This window comes from Bacillus paranthracis (genome assembly GCF_001883995.1).
GTDB classification, from domain to species: Bacteria; Bacillota; Bacilli; order Bacillales; family Bacillaceae_G; genus Bacillus_A; species Bacillus_A paranthracis.
This window is the reverse complement of the sequence record NZ_MACE01000049.1, coordinates 683,667-703,963: the sequence shown is the minus strand read 5'-3', so window position 1 is coordinate 703,963 and position 20,297 is coordinate 683,667. Positions and strand designations below refer to the sequence as shown.

21 protein-coding genes and 1 pseudogene are annotated in these 20,297 nt (G+C 34.2%); 15 read left to right on the top strand and 7 right to left on the bottom strand.

Going from position 1 to position 20,297, the window contains the following annotated elements; all coding sequences use genetic code 11:
- The first annotated feature begins 9 nt into the window (after positions 1-9).
- Positions 10-837 (top strand): PP2C family serine/threonine-protein phosphatase, encoded by an 828-nt coding sequence (locus BAQ46_RS20585; RefSeq protein ID WP_002163702.1) that lies wholly within the window; start codon positions 10-12, stop codon positions 835-837.
- A gap of 42 nt (positions 838-879) precedes the next feature.
- Here the strand turns inward: BAQ46_RS20585 and asnB are convergent, their stop codons facing one another.
- Positions 880-2,703 (bottom strand): asparagine synthase (glutamine-hydrolyzing), encoded by a 1,824-nt coding sequence (gene asnB, locus BAQ46_RS20580; RefSeq protein WP_071742628.1) that lies wholly within the window; start codon positions 2,701-2,703, stop codon positions 880-882.
- A 264-nt stretch (positions 2,704-2,967) separates the two neighbouring features.
- On the opposite strand from asnB, the gene BAQ46_RS20575 reads away from it, so the two are divergent.
- Together BAQ46_RS20575 and BAQ46_RS20570 are read left to right on the top strand one after the other, a co-directional pair.
- Positions 2,968-3,534 carry a sigma-70 family RNA polymerase sigma factor gene (locus BAQ46_RS20575; RefSeq protein ID WP_000840044.1) on the top strand — a complete coding sequence of 189 codons (567 nt, stop codon included), beginning with the start codon at positions 2,968-2,970 and terminating at the stop codon, positions 3,532-3,534.
- Positions 3,531-4,637, top strand: a complete 1,107-nt coding sequence (locus tag BAQ46_RS20570; RefSeq protein ID WP_071742626.1) for a DUF4179 domain-containing protein — start codon at positions 3,531-3,533, stop codon at positions 4,635-4,637. The genes BAQ46_RS20575 and BAQ46_RS20570 overlap by 4 nt, the downstream gene beginning before the upstream one ends.
- Positions 4,638-4,677: 40 nt before the next feature.
- Here BAQ46_RS20570 and BAQ46_RS20565 read toward each other — a convergent pair whose 3' ends face one another.
- On the bottom strand, positions 4,678-5,751 hold the full coding sequence (locus BAQ46_RS20565; RefSeq protein ID WP_000825332.1) for a WD40/YVTN/BNR-like repeat-containing protein: 1,074 nt from the start codon (positions 5,749-5,751) through the stop codon (positions 4,678-4,680).
- Between the two features lie 189 nt (positions 5,752-5,940).
- On the opposite strand from BAQ46_RS20565, the gene BAQ46_RS20560 reads away from it, so the two are divergent.
- Entirely contained in the window at positions 5,941-6,840 is a 900-nt protein-coding gene (locus BAQ46_RS20560; RefSeq protein WP_000510073.1) for a cation diffusion facilitator family transporter, read from the top strand.
- A 194-nt stretch (positions 6,841-7,034) separates the two neighbouring features.
- Complete coding sequence (gene fbpA / locus BAQ46_RS20555) at positions 7,035-7,205, top strand: Fur-regulated basic protein FbpA (RefSeq protein WP_000098302.1); 171 nt, start codon at positions 7,035-7,037, stop codon at positions 7,203-7,205.
- A 56-nt stretch (positions 7,206-7,261) separates the two neighbouring features.
- Here fbpA and BAQ46_RS20550 read toward each other — a convergent pair whose 3' ends face one another.
- The gene (locus BAQ46_RS20550) at positions 7,262-7,933 is read right to left on the bottom strand and encodes a GntR family transcriptional regulator (protein ID WP_002163700.1); all 672 of its coding nucleotides are present in this window, start codon (positions 7,931-7,933) and stop codon (positions 7,262-7,264) included.
- Between the two features lie 16 nt (positions 7,934-7,949).
- On the bottom strand, positions 7,950-8,915 hold the full coding sequence (locus tag BAQ46_RS20545) for a DMT family transporter (protein WP_071742700.1): 966 nt from the start codon (positions 8,913-8,915) through the stop codon (positions 7,950-7,952).
- Positions 8,916-9,168: 253 nt separating this feature from the next.
- Here BAQ46_RS20545 and BAQ46_RS20540 point away from each other — a divergent pair, with 253 nt between their 5' ends.
- The 3 genes from BAQ46_RS20540 to fumC all read left to right on the top strand — a co-directional run bounded on the left by BAQ46_RS20540 (position 9,169) and on the right by fumC (position 13,207).
- Entirely contained in the window at positions 9,169-9,828 is a 660-nt protein-coding gene (locus BAQ46_RS20540; protein ID WP_001104685.1) for a class I SAM-dependent methyltransferase, read from the top strand.
- A gap of 332 nt (positions 9,829-10,160) precedes the next feature.
- Positions 10,161-11,564: a Na+/H+ antiporter NhaC gene (gene nhaC, locus BAQ46_RS20535; RefSeq protein WP_000843974.1), complete on the top strand. Its 1,404-nt coding sequence runs from the start codon at positions 10,161-10,163 to the stop codon at positions 11,562-11,564.
- 254 nt (positions 11,565-11,818) lie between these two features.
- On the top strand, positions 11,819-13,207 hold the full coding sequence (gene fumC / locus BAQ46_RS20530; protein ID WP_061130787.1) for a class II fumarate hydratase: 1,389 nt from the start codon (positions 11,819-11,821) through the stop codon (positions 13,205-13,207).
- 64 nt (positions 13,208-13,271) lie between these two features.
- Here the strand turns inward: fumC and BAQ46_RS20525 are convergent, their stop codons facing one another.
- Positions 13,272-13,694: a PH domain-containing protein gene (locus BAQ46_RS20525; RefSeq protein WP_000669080.1), complete on the bottom strand. Its 423-nt coding sequence runs from the start codon at positions 13,692-13,694 to the stop codon at positions 13,272-13,274.
- Between the two features lie 230 nt (positions 13,695-13,924).
- Positions 13,925-14,170, bottom strand: coding sequence for a hypothetical protein (locus tag BAQ46_RS29695; protein WP_232788888.1), 246 nt, complete (start codon positions 14,168-14,170; stop codon positions 13,925-13,927).
- Between the two features lie 213 nt (positions 14,171-14,383).
- Between BAQ46_RS29695 and BAQ46_RS20510 the strand changes: the two genes are divergently transcribed.
- Both BAQ46_RS20510 and BAQ46_RS20505 read left to right on the top strand, forming a co-directional pair.
- The gene (locus BAQ46_RS20510) at positions 14,384-15,148 is read left to right on the top strand and encodes a DUF2087 domain-containing protein (RefSeq protein ID WP_071742624.1); all 765 of its coding nucleotides are present in this window, start codon (positions 14,384-14,386) and stop codon (positions 15,146-15,148) included.
- 98 nt (positions 15,149-15,246) lie between these two features.
- On the top strand, positions 15,247-16,656 hold the full coding sequence (locus BAQ46_RS20505) for an MATE family efflux transporter (RefSeq protein ID WP_000804168.1): 1,410 nt from the start codon (positions 15,247-15,249) through the stop codon (positions 16,654-16,656).
- A 55-nt stretch (positions 16,657-16,711) separates the two neighbouring features.
- Here BAQ46_RS20505 and BAQ46_RS20500 read toward each other — a convergent pair whose 3' ends face one another.
- A complete protein-coding gene (locus BAQ46_RS20500; RefSeq protein ID WP_071742622.1) occupies positions 16,712-17,410 on the bottom strand; it encodes a peptidase E in 699 nt (232 codons plus the stop codon).
- Between the two features lie 393 nt (positions 17,411-17,803).
- Between BAQ46_RS20500 and BAQ46_RS20495 the strand changes: the two genes are divergently transcribed.
- From BAQ46_RS20495 to BAQ46_RS20480, 5 genes and pseudogenes are all read left to right on the top strand, one after another.
- Positions 17,804-18,202 (top strand): DUF3942 family protein, encoded by a 399-nt coding sequence (locus tag BAQ46_RS20495; protein WP_001983153.1) that lies wholly within the window; start codon positions 17,804-17,806, stop codon positions 18,200-18,202.
- Between the two features lie 107 nt (positions 18,203-18,309).
- A complete protein-coding gene (locus BAQ46_RS20490) occupies positions 18,310-18,723 on the top strand; it encodes a BlaI/MecI/CopY family transcriptional regulator (protein ID WP_000495066.1) in 414 nt (137 codons plus the stop codon).
- Between the two features lie 4 nt (positions 18,724-18,727).
- On the top strand, positions 18,728-19,540 hold the full coding sequence (locus tag BAQ46_RS20485; protein WP_061130789.1) for a M56 family metallopeptidase: 813 nt from the start codon (positions 18,728-18,730) through the stop codon (positions 19,538-19,540).
- 87 nt (positions 19,541-19,627) lie between these two features.
- Positions 19,628-19,714, top strand: a pseudogene (locus tag BAQ46_RS31720) (cytochrome c biogenesis protein CcdA); the annotation flags it as partial.
- An 18-nt stretch (positions 19,715-19,732) separates the two neighbouring features.
- On the top strand, positions 19,733-20,287 hold the full coding sequence (locus BAQ46_RS20480; protein WP_000733159.1) for a TlpA family protein disulfide reductase: 555 nt from the start codon (positions 19,733-19,735) through the stop codon (positions 20,285-20,287).
- Positions 20,288-20,297 lie beyond the last annotated feature (10 nt).

Genomic DNA, 20,297 nt, shown 5'->3' with positions numbered 1-20,297 from the left:
AGGTAATCTATGTGTAAAGGTATACATTTAGCAAGAGAGAGGATGATAGCTGTGAATACATTCAAATGGATGAGTCATGAACAGATGTATGTAGATGAAATACATGTTGAAAAATGTGGTCCTCTTTCAGTCGGCGTATATGGGGGAAATCAAGAGAGTGATGCATATGAACGAGGAGATGCGGTGCTTGCTTGGTGGGATCCTGAATTACAATTTGAATTTGTTATGATTTTTGATACACATCACAAAACAAAAAATATAGATTATATAGTAGAAGCAATTTCGGAAAGAAAAGAGAAACTAAAAGAGTTATTTTCCTACCCGATACATTTAGCTTTTCATCATACACATATGTATTTGTTAGCTTTATTTACAGATGAGCTGTTTATTGAAAAATGTGATCAAGATGATGAGGAACTCGCATGTTTAATATGTTTGCGAAAAGGCGAATTTTTATATTGGTTATCAGTTGGTAATTGTTTCGCATATTTATTCCATTCTGAGAAAACGAAGAATGGGAAAGGGCGATTAAATAAACGGAAGAATTACGAATATATCGGTAGGAAAAATATTTTTGCAGCAAATACACCTTGCTTTACGTCAGGTGTAAGAGGATTAGAAAAAGGAATGAATCACATCGTAATGGCAACGGACGGTATTTTAGAGTGTGATAAACGAAGGTTTGATGATGACCAATCTTTAATAGAAATATTACACGACGGAAGTTGCTTACAGATTGAGCCAGTATTAACAAATGTACTGCAGTGGAAAGGTAGAGATTGTGCCACAATTATTGGATGGTCCATTGACACTGAAAATAAACGATGTGCTAATTAATATAAAAGGAGTTCAAGGTTTTTATTCTTGAACTCCTTTTTGTTAAGCAATATGGATGTGATACGTTTTTAACCATTCATTTACTTGTAGCATGTATTCCATAGCGCTTCTTGCTTCGAAATTGTTAATTTCTTTATTACTCTGATCGGCAATAGCAAGTAATGTGGAATGATTAATAAGTGAGAAAATAGGATTGTTTTTATTACTGCACATGTCGAGTGATAAATGACGAATTGTTTGTAAATAATGTGGGTCTTGTGAAGTTGGATACGCACTTTTTCTTCTATTGCGTACATCGTCAGGTAAAGCAGGTTTCAGTGCTCTACGTAAAATGCCTTTTTCAATATTATCAATGCTTTTTATGTTGAAAGGAACGTTCCATAAATATTCAACTAATCGATAATCGCAAAACGGTACACGAACTTCAAATCCTACAGCCATACTCATACGGTCTTTACGGTCAAGTAAGAACGGAAGAAATCTCGTTAAAAATAAATAAAACATTTGACGTTGTTTCGCGGATTTTTTACTTTCACCTTCAAGAGTAGGTACTTCAAGTATCGCTTCTTGGAATCGTGTATCAATATAGTTTTCTAGATTACATTGGTTACTTACTTCATGTAGTAGAAGAGGAGATGTATTTTTCCAATTTGTTAGCCAAGGAAATTTATCTACATATAGTAATTCTTCTTGATGAAACCAAGGATATCCACCGAATACTTCATCAGCAGATTCTCCGGATAAAGCTACGGTCGCATCTTTTTTCATTTCGCAAAATAGTAAATATAGTGAAGTTTCCATTTCACCAGCACTCGGTAAATCTTTTGCACGGAGGGGAACGAATAAGTGATTAGCTAATTCTTCAGCATTCACAATAATATCATGATGAGATGTCCCTACATGTTCAGAAACGCGTTTTACCCAAGGAGCGTCTAAACCAGTGCGAGCAAATGTCAGCTCGAAATCTTTTGCGCTATTTACAAAGTCAACGGAATACGTATGAAGTGTTTTATTTTCAGCAGCAAATTCTTTTCCTGCTAGTGCAGTAATACCGCTAGAATCTAATCCTCCTGATAACATGCAAACGAGAGGAACATCGGCAATTAATTGTCTTTTTACTGTATCTTGTAAAATAGATAAAATATGTGATGATGTATCTTCTATAGAATCTGTATGGACCTTACTTTCTAAATTCCAATACTTCGTAACTACTTTTTTATCACGTGTAAACGTTATAGAATGTCCAGCACGCACTTCTTGAATATGTTTAAAGACGCCACATCCTGGAGTTCGAAATAACCCTAATCCAAATATTTCATTTATGCCATCCGTATCAATTTCAGCAGGGACAGATGGATGAGCTAATAATGCTTTAATTTCAGATCCGAAAATAATACTGTCATTTCTTTCTATATAAAAGAGTGGTTTTACGCCTAAATGATCACGTGCTAAAAACAGTTGTTGCTTCTGATCATCCCATAAGGCGAAAGCGAAAATGCCGTTTAAATGTTGTACGCAGTCCTCTTTCCATTCTAAATAAGCATGTAGTAACACTTCTGTATCTGAATGCGTTTCAAATGTATGACCACATTTCCTAAGTTGTTCTCTCAGCTCACGGAAATTATAAATTTCTCCATTATAAGTAAGAGCATACGTATAATCACCAGCACGAAATGTCTTCGGTTGTGTTCCGCCTTCTGGATCAATTACAATTAAACGCCGGTGTGCAAAGGCCGCGCGAGGTGAAAACCAAAATCCTTCAGCATCCGGACCACGATGCTGAATACGATTTGCCATCTTTTTTAAAATAACATGTTCATTAGAAAGATCCTTAGTCCAATTTACCCAACCTGTAATTCCACACATACACATCTCATCTCCTAATTTTAAATAGTAGGTTAACGAAATAAAATGTACACCAAGTTAAAGAATGACTATATAAATAGTGTACTACATGAATCAAATTGCAGACTTGAGAAAATTTTCTTTGAACGCATAGTTACGTGAGACAATGGCTAAGGGAAAGTATTCCATTACATATAAAAAATAATAAAAATATGAGAGAAAATATTTTTTTAGACGTTATATAGGGTGTAAAAGCTTTTACAAAAAAATAAGGGGAATCGCTACATGAAATCAAATGAGAAAAATTATATAAAAAGATTACAGCGACAAAAAGAAGATGCGCTAGAATTTGTTGTCGATACATACTTACCGCTCATAAAAGGAATAACCCACAAAGTTCTTCTTCCAGTTCAAAATGATGGACTCATAGAGGAATGTGTAAACGATATATTTCTTTCCATATGGAATAACGCAAATAAATTTCATGGAGAACCAAATGATTTTAAAAAATGGATTGCGGCAATTGCGAAATTTAAGGCGATTGATTATTACCGGAAGGCAACTAAAAAAGTAGAGATTATTTCGGATGAGTTTCATATGAGTACGGAAAAGTCAGCAGAAGATGAACTAATCGTTATGGAAGATAGGGAAGAGTTATTGAAGCTTATTAATCAATTAGAACCGTTAGATCAAAAGGTGTTCATTATGAAATATCTTCTTGGTATGAAGACAGAAGAAATAGGAGACAAGTTAGGGTTAACTCGGGCAGCGATAGATAATCGTGTGTATCGTGGAAAAAAGAAACTACAACAAAATGCTACGAAAATTAGTTTTGGAGGTAGTGTCATATGAAAGACATTTATGAACTATTAAATGATATTGATATAGATGAGAAAGAACTTGAGGAAATTGAGGCTTCTGAAATTGAAAAAGAAAAAGTAAAGCGCAATGTAAAACAATCGATGCGTACGAAGAAAAAGATGAAAAGTTGGAAAAAAGGCGTTGCTGCTGCATCTATTTTAGTCGGCGTATCGGTTGCCATGCTTGGCATCGGATTTCCGACATACGCTGGAGGATTACCAATAGTAGGTGACATATTCCGATTTTTAGATAATGGTAGAACAGGGTTATATGAAAATTATAAAGAGTTTTCGACTGAATTGAATATGACGAGGGAGAGTAATGGGGTTAAGGTTACCATTAATGATGCTGTGTTCGACGGTAGAACAATTACAATCACATATTCTATTGAGAGTGATAAAGATTTAGGAGAGAAGCCAAATATATTTGGATATCCGCAGGTGATGGGGTTTAATGGAGGGGGAGGAAGCTCTAAAGTAACAAAAGTTGGAGAGAAAAAGTACGTAGGTATGACTACAATGAGTGGTAATAGTAGTAAAAGGTTAGATGTTGCAAATGTTTGGTGGAATATGGAAGAGATTAAGTTGGATTATAAAGGTAATTCAATTAAGGGGAATTGGAACTTCGCACTTAGTTTAAAAGCAATGGAGGGTAAAGAAGTAAAGGTTAATGGGGTTTCTGAAAATGAATTAATAAAAGTAAATATAGACAAAATGGAAGTAACTCCGATGTCATTTATCGTTTTTTTCAATCAGGAAGAATCTAAAGTATTAAGAAGTATATGGGATAGCGCTGATGTAGAATTAGAAATAAAAGATGATTTAGGAAATAAATATGCTGGTGAAGGAAATGGCGGAACTAGTACAGTAGCAGAACCGCACAAAAGTAGTTGGAGTTCCACATTCCAAAAGTTAAATAAAAATGCAACAAAGCTTATCGTTACACCTCGTGTACACTTGCGAGTGCATACATCTGAAAATCATGGTGGAGTAGAGTATGTGAATGGAATCGAGAAGAAGATTGAAGTACCAAAAAAAGAAGCGAAGAGCAAAGATATTGTTCTAGATGATATCGTAATTGATTTAAAGAAATAGAAGAGAGACTGCCTAAAACTATTAGGCAGTCTTTTTTTCGTTAAGAACTAGTGACAAGTAGTGCATGCGGATGCTGCGTTTTATATTCCTCTTTCCAAGGAATATTTAGTTGTTCCCACGATTCGCCGCTATCATTGGATTGAAACACGCCATTGTTATTTAAAGTGTAAAATGTATGTGGTTCGGCTTCGTTTGTCGCAAACATCGAAATGACTGTACCGATTGCAGATGGTAGTCCTTGCTGTACTTGCTGGAACGGAGTGTCTTTCGTTTTACGATAAATATAAGATTCATAAGGAATACGGTGATGAGCGAGATCTGCACTCGGTGCGGCAGAAACGAGAATTGTATTACAATCAGCTGGATCGATAGCCATGCTATATAAGTAATGATGCTCAAGTCCGTCACTACATGAAATCCAGCTGTTTCCACTGTTATAACTTTCAAGGTATGCACGATCAGGTCCGCCCATAAATCCGTCACCACATGATGCATAAAGACGATTTGGGGCTTCAGGGTGCATAAGTAATTGATGAGCATCGATAGGAGCACCGAATTTTTTATCAATCCATGTATGGCCTTTATCGTTACTTTGAATAACAGCACCAGCTTCAATTGAAACGTGGATTGTATTTGGATTGTTTGGATCAACTGTAATCCAGCGTACGTGATGAGTAAAAGGTCTAGGCGGGAAAGCCCACGTATAAGAAGATAATAATGATTTCATATTTTTCAGTTCCGTCCATGTTTCACCACCATTTTCTGAACGGAATAAAGCACTCGGTTCTGTGCCGACATAAACGACGCCATATCCGTTAACTTGTTCATTCGGGCTTATCGTAATGGAAGTGATCGAAGAATGTAAAATACCATCTTCTTTTGGAAAATCAAAGTAACGATAAGAATCTCCAATTGGTCTCCATGAATCTCCGCTATCGTCACTTAACCAGAGACCTCGTCCAAAAGTGCCGCAATATACACGATTTTTTTGAAATGGATCAACAGCGATACAGGTAGGTTGCATATTTTGTAAGTGATACGCCGCTTCATAGTTACCATATCGTTCTTTCACTACAACAAGTTCACGTTCCATACAGAGAAATAAACGTTTCATTTTCGTAACCTCCTTAAAAATTCTTTCATTAGTAAACAATATGAAGCTGAAAAAGAAGTAGTCTTATTTTTTGTTGAGAAAAAGGACTTGTTTGAAATGTAGCGAAGTGTTGATACAGAGGAAGCGGGATAAAGATGGGGAGTTTGTTTCATACTAATGTACAGATATTATCCTTAAAGGAGCATTAGTATGGGGCATTCACATAATCATGGTAATTCTAATAATAAGAAAGCGTTATTACTTGCATTTTTACTAACAACAAGTTTTATGATTGCTGAAGTTATTGGGGGATTTGTAACAAATAGCTTAGCACTACTATCTGACGCGGGGCATATGCTAAGTGATGCAGTATCTTTAGCTTTAAGTTTACTTGCGTTTAAACTCGGAGAAAAAACAGCAACAACTGCGAAAACATATGGATATAAGCGAGTCGAGATGTTAGCGGCATTATGTAACGGTGTCGTCCTTATTGTCATTTCAATATACATTTTTATTGAAGCAATTCGCCGTTTTAAAGAGCCAGTTGAGATTGCTAGTAATGGAATGCTTATTATTGCTGTACTTGGTCTGCTTATTAATATTTTATCAGCTGGGATATTAATGAGAGGCGGAGATGTGAAAGGTAATTTAAATTTAAGAAGTGCTTTCTTACACGTATTAGGCGATTTATTAGGATCAGTCGGAGCGATAATTGCTGCGTTACTTATTAAATTTTTCGGATGGACTGCTGCAGATGCGATTGCTAGTATTCTTGTGTCTATTTTAGTCATTATTAGTGGATGGCGTGTAACACGTGATACGGTCCATATATTAATGGAAGGTGCACCGCAGAACATAAATGTTGAAGAGGTAAAAAGTACATTGTTAAATATTACGATTGTAAAAGAAGTTCATGATTTGCACATATGGTCTGTCACATCGGATTTTCAAGTATTAACTTGCCACTTGATTATTCAAGGAAATGAAACACAAAGTGTATTAAAAGAGGCTACGGAAGTATTAAAAGAGAAGTTTCATGTAGAACATGTCACCATTCAAGTAGAAATAGATGGTGAATTTCATCATAGTGAGACAACTTGCAAAGTATGAAAGAAAAAGGATAAGAAAAAGTGTCATAACATTTTTCGCGCGGCATACATATATATAATGTGGCCACAAATACTTTGTAAGGTAAATATTTCATGAAATTACTTTACTTATAAAGAGTCATCTTTTATAATCAAAAGTGGTAATTGATAAAGATTATCATTTTCAATAATCGTAGAAAGGAGTTTTTTTAAAAGATGAGTAGTCAACTCCGTTTTGCTGTTGAAAATCGTAAGAGGCATTTAATTGATGAGTTAATTGGAGCAGGGGTGTTTAAAATTCGCGATCGACAATTATACGAGCTGTCTTTAGAGGAATTGGAAAAAGAATACGAAGATATGGAAGATTATGCAAATATTCAGGCATAACTATATATAATAGTAAAAAGAGAGCTGGTTACGATTTTATGTAGCCAGCTCTCTTTCTATTTCGTAGAAATTATTTTTTGTATTTCTTTCATTGGACGGAGCCAGTTTTGAGTCATCATTTGTTCCATTTGTTTTTCATCCTGCTTCTGCAGTGCTTGAATGATAGCGTGATGTTCATCAATAGATTGACTTGCTGGAACAAAGTTTTGGAAAAATAAATATTCAAGGCGTAAAACGTGAAGTTGCATATTTTCTAGAAAGGGTTCAATATATTGATTTTTAGCAATAGAAGAAATTGCATTGTGAAATTGTATATCTAATTCTAAAGCTTGTTTTGCGTTTTTTTTCTCTATAGAATACTGAAAGTCATCATTTATTTCAGAAAGTAGCTTCAGATCAGCGTCTGTAATGTTTTGAAGTGCTTGCTTACCTATAATAGAGTGAAGACCAGCCATCGTTTCATAAATAGTAGGTATGTCGTCTAACTGAATAGGAGCAATTTTTGTTTTTTGCCCAGGTACCATTTCCACTAATCCAGAAAGCTCTAATATTTGAAGTGCTTCTCTTACAGGTGTTCTACTTACTCCTAGTGCTTCAGCCAGTTCCCCATCATTAATTTTTTCATCGGGCTTCAGTACACCTTCAATAATCCAATCTTGTAGTTGATTTAAAACGAGTGATTTTGCTGAAACTCTTCCTAGTTTTTTATTATTTTGAGGGATAGGCATAGTGAATTCAATCCTTTCATTGTATATTTTTCTTTTTCTGATGAACAAGCTTTAATTCGGGTTTCCCTTCATCCGGTTTTTGGCTTAAGATAAGCACCATTACAATGACACAAAGGGCCCCTAATAACTGAAAAGATTGAAATGGTACATGTAATATAAGTACAGAAGAAATAATAGCTGCGAGTGGTTCTGTACAACCGAATAATGTCGTTTCTTTCGGGGTTAAGTATCGTATGCTGTCTAAGTATAAATAAAAGGCAATAAGTGTCCCAAAAATGACGACAAATGTGATGAGCGGTAGAGTACTTAATTTTACATATTTCACAGTTGATAATAAAATAAATTCTTTCGTAGAAATAGAGTGTACAATCGTTACACCAATACCCCCAATAATCATGCCCCATCCAACGATAACTGAGGAAGACCATCTATCTAGTAATTCTTTTGAATATAAACTATAAAAAGCAAGAGATAATCCGGATAAAATCCCCCAAATAATAGCTGGTGTAGAAACAGCTAAGTTATGCACAGACCCGTTTGTTAGTAAGAGAAAAGTGCCTACTAATGAAAGGGCAATTGAAATAAAATCAATTTTTGATGGACGAACGTTCCATTTGAAAAGTAAGTATACAGTAATAAATATAGGAGCTAAATATTGCAATAATGTTGCAACGGCAGCATTTCCTTCTTTAATAGAAGCGAAGTACGTGTATTGTACAGCAAGCATACCGAATAGGCCAAACAATATCATTTTAGTAGCATCAGATCTTTGTTTCCATATGCTGAATATTTCTTTTTTTCTCGTTCCGAATGATGAAATAATGAGCAAGATAACGCCCGATATAAGCAATCGAATTGTAACTAACCATTCAGTAGAAATATTGTCATATTGAAAAAGTTGTTGTGCAGCTGTTCCGGACAAGCCCCATAAACAAGCACCGATGACAACCATAATGATTCCTTGTAAACGATTTGGATCCATCATGTAGAGAGTCCTCCTTCCAGAAAATATATTGTATACAATATGCAATATATCACGAAATGAATGAAAAATAAACTGAAATTTCTGTACTGTGAAGTAGGAATTATAGTATTTTCAGTTACGTTTACGATACAAGTGAGTAGGTTAAATAAAGAGAGATAAAATTATAAAATTAAATCATAATCAACAGGATAAAAAAATAAAGATAAGAGTAATTTGGTTTGTTAAAAATATGTGTAGAAGGAGATACGCGATGAACTGGGTTACTCATAAACCAACATTTGAATTTGATAATTTTAGTCCATTTATTCGTGCGAATACTGCGTGGCTTGGGCATTTGGAGTTCGCATACGATTTAGTAAGATTTGAAAAACCAGAAATATTAGTTGAGCTAGGTACACATCTAGGCGCTTCTTTTTTCAGTTTTTGTCAAGGGGTAAAGGATGGGGGATTATCTACAAAATGTTATGCTGTAGATACTTGGACTGGAGACGGGCATACAGGTCCATATGGAGAAGGTGTTTTCCAAATCGTAGATAAAGTGGTGAAAATGAGCTATCCCAATATAGGTAATTTAATTCGATCTACTTTTGATGAGGCTGTTGATCAATTTCAAGATGGAACGATAAACTTGTTGCATATTGATGGCTATCATACGTATGAAGCAGTTTCTCATGATTATAAAACATGGTTACCGAAACTTGCGAATAATGGTATTGTGTTATTTCATGATATTGAGGTGAAAGATCGAAACTTCGGCGTGTATAAGTTTTGGGATGAAGTCACAGCAAAGCACCCTCATTTTCAGTTCCAGCATTCATATGGACTCGGCGTATTATTTCCGAAAGGTTGTAGCGATAAGTTTGTGGAAATACTTAAAAATAAAGAAGAAATACAAAATATGTATAAATAAAAGTGGAGCATGCATCATTTGAATGATGCGTGCTTTTTTGTGTGGGGAATAATGATATTCCTTTAAACGGTGAGGATAATAGTAAAAAGTTTTATGTTGGCAAATATTAAAAAAGTTACTCTTTGATTGTTAAATATAAAAAATGTGACATTTTTTATATTTTCCATTGCGAAAAGTAGCATCTACTTTTACAATAGAAAAGGTGTCCAATATATTATACTGGAAAAATAAATCGAAATAATATGAAAATTTTGTTTTGTCTTCGCTAATTGTATATTACATACATGTAAGACGACACACGTCATGTTATCGACTTGTAAGGAGAGAAAAAAATGAAAAGTGTAAGATTACCATCGATGCTAGAAATCATAGTTCTTTTATTATTATTTCTTGCTGTTGTCTTTTCCTTCCAAACGATTTTTGATCTCCCAATTCAATTAGCGCTATTTATTTCATGGTTTTTAGTAATTGCGCTTGGATTAAGATTAGGATTTCGTTATCAAGAATTGCAAGATGCAATTACGAAAGGGATTTCTAACGGATTAGAAGCAATACTCATTTTAGTTGCAGTAGGTGCTTTAATTGGAACATGGATTGCTGGTGGGATAGTACCAACATTAATTTATTATGGATTAGAATTTATTCACCCTAGTATATTCCTATTAGCAACATTAATTATTTGTTCGATCACTTCTATCGCAACAGGAACATCTTGGGGAACGGTAGGAACAGCAGGTATTGCTATGATGGCGATTGGTGAAGGTCTTGGGTTACCATTACCACTTGTTGCTGGTGCAGTTCTTTCAGGTGCTTATTTCGGGGATAAATTATCGCCACTTTCTGATAGTACAGTACTTGCAGCATCTATGGCAAAAGTAGATGTTATTGCACACGTACGAGCTATGCTTGTATTAGACGTTCCAGCGTATATTATTACTAGCATTATGTTTACTGTAGCTGGTTGGATGTATGGCGGAGATAACGTAGATTTAAATCGAGTAGAATTTTTAAAGGAATCATTATTAAAACACTTTGATATTAAAATATGGATGTTAGTTCCGGCGATTATTGTCATTGTCCTATTAGCAATGAAGAAGCCTTCTATGCCTACAATTGCAATGGGAGCTTTACTTGGCGCAATTTGGGCAACTGTTTTCCAAGGAATGCACTTTGGAGACGCAATTGGAACAGCGTATAACGGATTCTCAATTCAATCAGGCGTTGAGTTTGTCGATAAGTTATTAAACCGTGGCGGAATTAACGGTATGCTCGGTTCAGTAGCCGTAATTATTTTCGGTTTAGGGTTTGGTGGATTACTTGAAAAATTAGGTGTTTTAAAAGTAATCGTATCAAAATTCGAAAAGAAATTAAATTCTGCTGGTAATGTAACATTATCTACATTAATCGTTGCATTTTTAGCGAACATATTTGGATGTGCGATGTACGTATCACTTATTTTAACACCGAAAATTATGCAAGAAAGTTATGATAAACTAAAAATCGACCGCCGCGTATTAGCGCGTAACTCAGAAGTAGGTGGAACATTAACTTCAGGTATGGTTCCATGGTCGGATAACGGTATTTTTATGGCTGGTATTTTAGGTGTTGCGACGATATCATACATTCCATTTATGTGGTTAAGCTTCGTATCGTTAATTTTAGCAGTTATTTACGGATATACAGGCAAGTTCATTTGGTATGTAGATGATGCTGAAAAAGGAAAAGAAGCGTCATAAATAAAAAATCACCTTCTACGTGTTGTAGAAGGTGATTTTTTATTATGAAAACATACTTTTTCATATTGAATTCCTCCAGTATTGTTATAGTAGGTTACAAAGGAAAGAATACAACCTAAACTTAAGTTTAGGTCAAGAGGAGTTTTTAAAATAAATATAAAATATCTATTTATATGAGTGAGAATTCTTATCATTTAAAGGGAAGTCTGTTATTATAAGAAATGTAGGTATTATATTTTCAAGGGGATGAAAACATGGAGTACAGAATTGAAAGAGATACATTAGGAGAAATTAAAGTTCCAGCTGATAAATTATGGGCAGCACAAACACAACGTAGTAAAGAAAACTTCCCGATTGGAACAGAGCAAATGCCGCTTGAAATTGTAAAAGCATTTGCCATTTTAAAGAAGAGTGCAGCACTTACTAATAAAAAATTAGGAAAGCTATCAGAAGAAAAAGCAGAAGCAATTGTGACAGCAGCTGACGAAGTGATAGCAGGGAAATGGAATGAACATTTTCCACTTGTCGTATGGCAAACAGGTAGTGGTACTCAGTCAAACATGAATGTGAATGAAGTAATTGCAAACCGAGGGATTCAAATTTTGAAAGAGAAAGGATTTGACGTACATATTCATCCGAATGATGATGTGAACATGTCTCAAAGTTCAAATGATACTTTCCCAACTGCGCTTCATGTAGCATGTGTACTCGCAGTAGAAAATCACGTGTTACCAGCAATTACGAAATTAAAAGAAACGTTAGCAGAAAAAGTAAAAGCATTTGAACATATTATAAAAATTGGTCGTACACATTTACAAGATGCGACACCGTTAACATTAGGACAAGAAATTAGTGGATGGCACCGTATGCTTGAAAAAACAGAGCGTATGATTGCAGAGAGCAATACATATATGAAAGAGCTTGCGATTGGTGGTACTGCAGTTGGAACAGGTATAAACGCCCATCCTAAATTTGGTGAGATGGTATCTGAGGAAATTAGCCAATTTACAGGTAAGCAATTTATTTCTGCACCAAATAAATTCCATGCATTAACGAGTCATGATGAAGTTGTATATACGCATGGGGCATTAAAAGCATTAGCAGCGGATTTAATGAAAATTGCTAACGATGTGCGCTGGCTGGCAAGTGGTCCACGTAGTGGGCTAGGAGAAATTATTATTCCAGCAAATGAGCCAGGAAGCTCTATTATGCCAGGTAAAGTAAATCCAACGCAAAGTGAAGCGTTAACGATGGTTGTAGCACAAGTGATGGGAAATGACGCAACAATCGGATTTGCAGCGAGCCAAGGCAATTTTGAGTTAAATGTATTTAAACCTGTTATTGCATATAACTTCTTACAATCTGCTCACTTATTAGCAGATGCAATTGTTTCATTTAATGATAATTGTGCAGTTGGTATTGAAGCAGATGAGGAAGTCATTAAAGAGAATGTGAATCGTTCATTAATGCTTGTTACAGCATTAAATCCGCATATCGGATATGAAAATGCAGCGAAAATTGCGAAGCATGCTCATAAAGAAGGGTTAACTTTAAAAGAAGCAGCATTGCAATCTGGATTACTAACAGAAGCACAATTTGATGAAATTGTCGATCCGAAAAAAATGATTGCTCCGAAAGAGTAATAAAAACGCCAAGATTCTTTGTTTAGAATCTTGGTTTTTTTATTACTGTAAATGCCAAAATATATTATTTGTTAGCAGACATATTCAATATTTTCATATGTGGGCAGTTTTCTTTTAAAAGTGCAATGAATTTTTCTTCTTCTTGTGGTACGAAAGTTGTCACAGAGTCGAATAAATTATAATGGATTTCTAATTGCTGTCTAGTCCATTTCTTTGAATGAAGTTTTTTACCAGAGTATTTAATGTGGCGAATATCTTCAAAGGGAATTTCAGTACGTAGTATGAAACCATGTTTTACGAAAAGAGATGATTCTGTTACGTTGTAGTGAGAGAAATAGAATGAAGAAAGATTCACGATATTTAGCAGCATCATGAGGGTGAAAAAAATAGAATTTTCATTTTGGAAAAATAGTGAAATGAAAAAAATCATGATAAATAATGTAATAAAAATGACGTGAAATGGATTTTTTTTCGCTTTAAATTTCAAGTTAGTCACCTCGGTATACGTGTACTTTAACTAAATTAAATCATAACATTGTAATAAAACGTGTGAATATGCATAATTGCATATTCACACGTTTTATTATTCATGTAAAATTTCTTGATGGGATACATTCAAAAGAAGTTTTGTAATAGTGGAGTGGCATGAAGTGACTTACAAGAATAGAAAGATAGTGTTAGTCATAATTAGTTGTATGATGATTATGGGGAGTTGTGCTAATACATTTGTTGAAGATAGAAACCGAAAGCATACATTTGTACAAGCAAGTAAGGTTTTAGTTGAGACTTTAAATAGAATATATAAAAAGTAAAAGGTGTTTTCTTATACGGAAACACCTTTTTTGTAGTTAAAATTGAATGTACTTTCTCCCAATCTCCATATTCACTAATTGCATATGTATTTTGGGCAATTTGTTTAACAGTAAACCAAGGGTCGTGCAGAATAGTCATGTTTTGTTTCACATCCTATCGTAATTTATTTATTAAATACATTCGCTTTTTATTGCTTCATGTCCTTTTTAAAGAATGTTTTATAGACATTTTTTATAAAGGTTTGAAAAATAGGTAAACGAAACATTGAAATGTTTATTTCGTTTATGTTAAGATGATGAAGTGATAATAAACGTTATTGAAATTTGTTTATTTTAAAACGGACATTTTAAAGGAGTGTTTAGTATGAGCGATGTTTCAGAGAAGTTTTGGGATGCGTCGGTAGAGGAATTGAAAAAAGGGTATGTGTTTGATGAGGAAACGGAAGAGTATATTTGTTTAGCTTGTGGAGAAACGTTTATTAAGGGTGTTATTTATCAAGATAATCAAGTTTTGTATGAAGCAGAGAAGTTTGTACAATTGCATGTGCAAAACGAACATACATCTATGTTTGACTATTTATTAAACATTGATAGGAAGTATACGGGTTTAACGGATTTGCAAAAGAAGATGGTTCAGTTTTTCCATATGGGGCTGAATGATAAAGAGATTGTGAAAGAGATGGATGGCGGAAGTACTTCAACCATCCGCAATCATCGGTTTACACTTCGAGAGAAAATGAAGCAAGCGAAAGTGTTTTTAGCGTTAATGGAACTGTCAGAAGAAAAATCAAAAGTACAAACGAAATTTGTACCCATTCATAGAACAGCAACGATGGTAGATGATCGTTACAATATTACAGAAGAAGAAAATGATGAAGTGTTAAAAACGCATTTTACAGAGGGATTAGATGGACCGCTTTCTAAATTTCCAAAAAAGCAAAAGCGTAAATTAATTATATTACGTCATTTAGTGACGAAGTTTGATAGTAATAAAAAGTACACTGAAAAAGAAGTAAATGCTATTATAGAAAGCGTATATCCGGATTTTGTAACTTTGAGAAGATATTTAATCGAATACGGGTTTTTAGATAGAACAGCTGATGGAAGCCAATATTGGGTGAAGTTATAATATAGGGACAAGAAAATGAATAGAAGCACATCGTTATAACAACTATACAAAGAGATAGAAGTTGAAAAACAGATTTTTAATAAAAGGAGAAATGAAATTTGAAACCACCTACAAATAACAATAAAGAAGGTGCGGAGTCACATAAGTTAGAAAGTGAGAGTAAACCGATTTGGAAATCGATGTCCATGTTTTTAGTACCGTTACTATTAAGTAATGTACTACAATCAGTTGGACAATTATTCGGTATGGTAGTAGTAGGAAGATGGCTTGGAGTGAATGATTTAGCGGCCATATCGGCATTCTTCCCATTATTTTTCTTACTTGTTTCATTCGTAATTGGTATTGGTTCAGGGAGTTCCATTTTAATTGGTCAGGCGTTTGGGGCAAAAAACGAAGATCGTTTAAAAGCGATTGTTGGTACGACGCTAACATTTACCTTTATTATTGGAGTTGTGTTAGCGATAGTAGGTAGTATTTTTGCGATGGATATTATGCGCCTTATGGGGACGCCAGAAAATATTATTGAAATAAGTGTACATTATGCACGTATTTTATTTATATCGATGCCAATCTTATTTTTATATTTCGCATACACAACGTTTATGAGAGGTACAGGAGATTCTAAAACGCCATTTTACTTTTTAATTGTAAGTACAGCACTAAATATGATCTTATTACCAATCCTTATTTTTGGATGGTTAGGTGCTCCAAAATTAGATGTGTATGGAGCAGCCTATGCTTCTGTTATATCTACAGTTATTACGTTTATTGTCATGTTAGTGTATTTAAAGAAAAAAAATCACCCACTACAATTAGATAGTACGGTAAGGAAATATCTTCGAATGGATTGGGGGTTATTAAAGCTTTTACTACGACTTGGTATTCCAGCGAGTATTAATATGATATTAGTTTCATTATCAGAAATTGCGGTAATCGCGTTTGTAAATCGTTACGGTTCGGATGCAACAGCAGCTTATGGCGTTGTGAACCAAGTTGCAAGTTATGTGCAAATGCCAGCAGTTAGTCTTGGTATTACAGTCTCCATTTTTGCTGCCCAATCAATTGGTGCGAATCAATTTGATCGATTGCAGAAAGTTGTGAAGGCCGGAATTATTATGAACTACGTCATCGGTGGTGTGCTAATATCTCTCATTTACTTGTTCTCAAGAGACATTCTATCACTATTTTTAACGAGTCAAACTACAATTGAAATTGCTCATAGCCTAGTTATGATTACATTATGGAGTTATTTAATTTTCGGGCATGCGCAAATTATTAGTGCGACAATGCGAGCGAGTGGTACAGTATTATGGCCAACTGTTATCGGCGTCGTATCAATATGGCTTGTAGAAGTACCTGTAGCGTATTACCTTTCTTACCATACAAGTCTTGGCATAGAAGGGATATGGATTGGGTACCCAGCAGCGTTTATTGTCAGTTTAATACTACAATATGCATATTATAAGCTTTCATGGCAGAAGAAACGAATTACACGATTAGTGAGTTAAATATTGAAAATGTCCCTAAGTTATTATACTTAGGGACATTTTTTGTAAGTGTAGGTTACAAATAGCTTTTTAAAGTAATATCAAAATGTTGTCTAATGAGTTTGTTATCACTCATATAAAACTCCCACGCTTTTTCTGGTTCACCGATAATTTCAAAAGATTCTTCTGTAATATATAAGGCACAATTATCCTCTAGTGCAATGCCTTCTATATTCCCTTGATGATTTTGTAAAAAGGAATGGAAGGCGTTCATTCTATTTAATTGATTATAATGTGGACAAAACCTTTTGTTCACAATTCCCCAGCCGTTGCTCTCTATATAACCGGAACCTTCATAATCTGAGCGGGTGCTAGATGTGAACCAGCACATAGCACCAGCGCTACACCCTGCAATGAGCGTTCCTTGCTGCAGAGCCGATAGTAATTTTTCATCGAGCTTATGTTCTTTCCATTCTGAAATCATTTGAATATAGTTTCCGCCACTGAGATAAATTAAATCAGCAGACTGAATCATTTCGTCTATTTCATATTTAGAAGGTGTATCGGCTATAATACGTAAAATTTGTACGTCACAGTGTAATTGTTTTTCGAATGTGTCTAAAAATAATTTTATATAGCTTTCATCATCATGACTAGCTGTAGGAATGAATAATACTTTCGGATACTGTTTATTTGTTAATTCTATAAGTCGCTCATTAATAGGCGAGTGATTTGAATCTTGTAAATCACCGCCACCAATGACAGCTAATTTCATAGTAAAGCACCACCTAATCATTTTCGTTATATAAAAATTCGATAGAAGAGAGTTACATTCCTTCTGCGATGTAATGATTAAGTAGAAAATATAGTTTGAATATATCGGAATAGTAAAGCAAAGGCTGGTTATATTGAGAAATGAATTAGAAACAATTTATTAATATATAATACTTCATACTATTGTTTCAAAATATGGAAACAATATGTTTAAATGGATATAAAGAAGCATGTATTCATATTGAATGAGTACTTATCCTTTAAAAAGGAATCGGAAATAATAGAGATTTTACAAATGAGTTTTTACTTTTAATAGGAACTTGTATTACAATATGGTAAAATTATTTCAATATATTTATTTAATATAAAAATACAAAGAGGGAGCGTGAGAAAAGTGGATTTTCGATTCGAATTTACAACGAAGGTGAAGGAATACTTGGATGATGAGAAGGATGAAAAAATAATAAAAGATGGACATAGAGATATCATTTTTCAGTATTTATATCCGCTAGAGAGTGAAATTGGTATTTATAAAAATCCTAACTTTACTTTTTTTGCATCAGGAAGACGCTCGCATATCGTATTAGAAAACATTGAATTTAAAACAGAGGTAAATGTAAAAAGTAACATCATTGAAATTACAAAAATAGTGGATAATGTCGTTATCCCGTTAGATACGATCGTAGCGAAAGATCGGGAATTGTTTGCACTTGGACGTAATGAGAAGTTTAGTGTACAAATATTAGAGCAGTATCTCTTTGATACATTTGGAGAAAAATTAGGTTTAAAATGAATGGAATTGCCTATGTATTTATAGGTAGTTCATTTTCGTATATATCATCTACGTTTGACCTTTCAATTAATTTATACTACAATTCGTAGTGTGAAAGGAGACGCATGATGTTTACTCAAAACTATAAGCTAAATGAGCAAGGGTTAAATCATTTCTTTGGACCGCTTGAAGCGAAAATTATGGAGATTGTTTGGTCTAGCGAGGGTATTACGATTAAAGAAGTACAGCAGAAATTAAGTGAAGAATCACCTGTGAATTTTAATACCGTTATGACAGTTATGAACAGGTTAGTAGAGAAATTACACTTAGAAAAGCAGACTGTGAAAAGAAGTGGCATATATCGTGCTGTACAAACAAAAGAAGAGTTCTTATCTAATCAAACGAAGAAAATGACGCAGGAATTAATGGGGGAATTTGGAGATTTAGTTGTAAATCATATGCTAGATGAGTTAGAGCAGGTTGATCCGACTTTAATAAAAAAGTTAGAAGATAGATTGAGTCAGTTAAAAAAAGAGGATTAATGAAATGAAATGGCAAATGCATAAAATCGTATTGTTAGCAATAATTGTTAGTACCGTCTTTTTCAGTATGTTAGTGTATTACGTTACATATCCATTTCTTTTTCAAAATAAGGCGTTCTTTCTTTCAAATTTTTGCTTGTTTCAGTTAGAAAAACATATGAAAGAATTATCGCTCATTCGTATTATAATCGCTGGATTTCTACTACTTACATTGTTTATCGTGTGCAAAAGAATGTGGCGACAATTTTTTGATACTAAAAGATTACAAAAAGTACTTATTCCTTTCGTTCGAAAAGGAAAACAAATATATATATTGCCGACTGCGGAAGTTGCGGCATTTACAATTGGATTATTTCGTCCGAAAGTTGTCGTGTCAGAAGGGATGCTTCAAACATTTTCAGATGAAGAAATGGATGCGATTATTTTTCATGAAGAATATCATCAAAACAATCGAGATCCGCTAAAATTATTTTGTTTTACGTTATTAGCAGAAGGAATGATGTACATACCGATATTAAAAGGATTGTTACAGCGGTATCACACGTATCAGGAGCTAGCTGCTGATAAATATGCGATGCAAAAAATGGAGTCTTCGTTTGAGTTAGGAAGCGCATTATTAAAATTAATTAAAATAAAGACAATGGAAAACCGATGTGTGACAGCTTCATTTGCAAAAACAGCAATAAATTTACGAATTGAGCAAGTGTTACATGAAAAAGTTGTTAAGCTTACTATTCCGTTACATACGAATTCGGTATATGTAACAGTAGGTTTATTCTGTATGTCGGTTGTACTGATTGTCGGAGAGTGCATATAGCCTCTTTTTTTAAGGATGAACACTACTCTATGTAGTGTGTATAGAGGTATTGTCATTTATATCATGATACTTTTTATCCCTATATATATTACAGGTGTTTTATTGTATACAAATCAAATGAAGAAAATTACAGCATTCTTTATTCGTCTATTCGGTGGATTTACAGGTTTTTAAAAATGAGGAGGAAGAAAAGTGAAGAAACTAATTGCTATTATACTAGCCGGAGCACTAATTTGGGCCGGAGTTAATTTTTATAATGCAAAGAAAGAAGAAAAAGAAAGAAAAGCGAAACAAGCGGAATTACAGAAAACAGAAGTATTACCACAAGTAGGATTTAAAGCACCAGACATAACATTAAAAGGATTAGACGGGAAGCTGTATTCGTTAAATGATGCAAAAGGTAAACCATATCTTATTAATTTTTGGGCATCATGGTGTGGTCCATGTGAAATGGAGGCACCTGACTTAGTTCGTATGTATGATAAATATAAAAAAGATGTTGAAATCTTTGCGGTAAATGCAACAATAGGAGATCCAGTGCAAGAAGCGAGCGCTTTTGCGGATCGTCACGGATTTAAGTTTCCTGTTTTACTAGATATGGACGGAGTAGCTGGATTAGACTATAAAGTATTTTCTTTACCAACGACGTTTTTTGTTAATAAAGATGGAATTATTGTAGAGCAAGTACGAGGCGTATTACCTCCAGATCAATTAGAAGAGAAATTTAAGAAATTAATTGAGAGTTAAAGAGGGGATT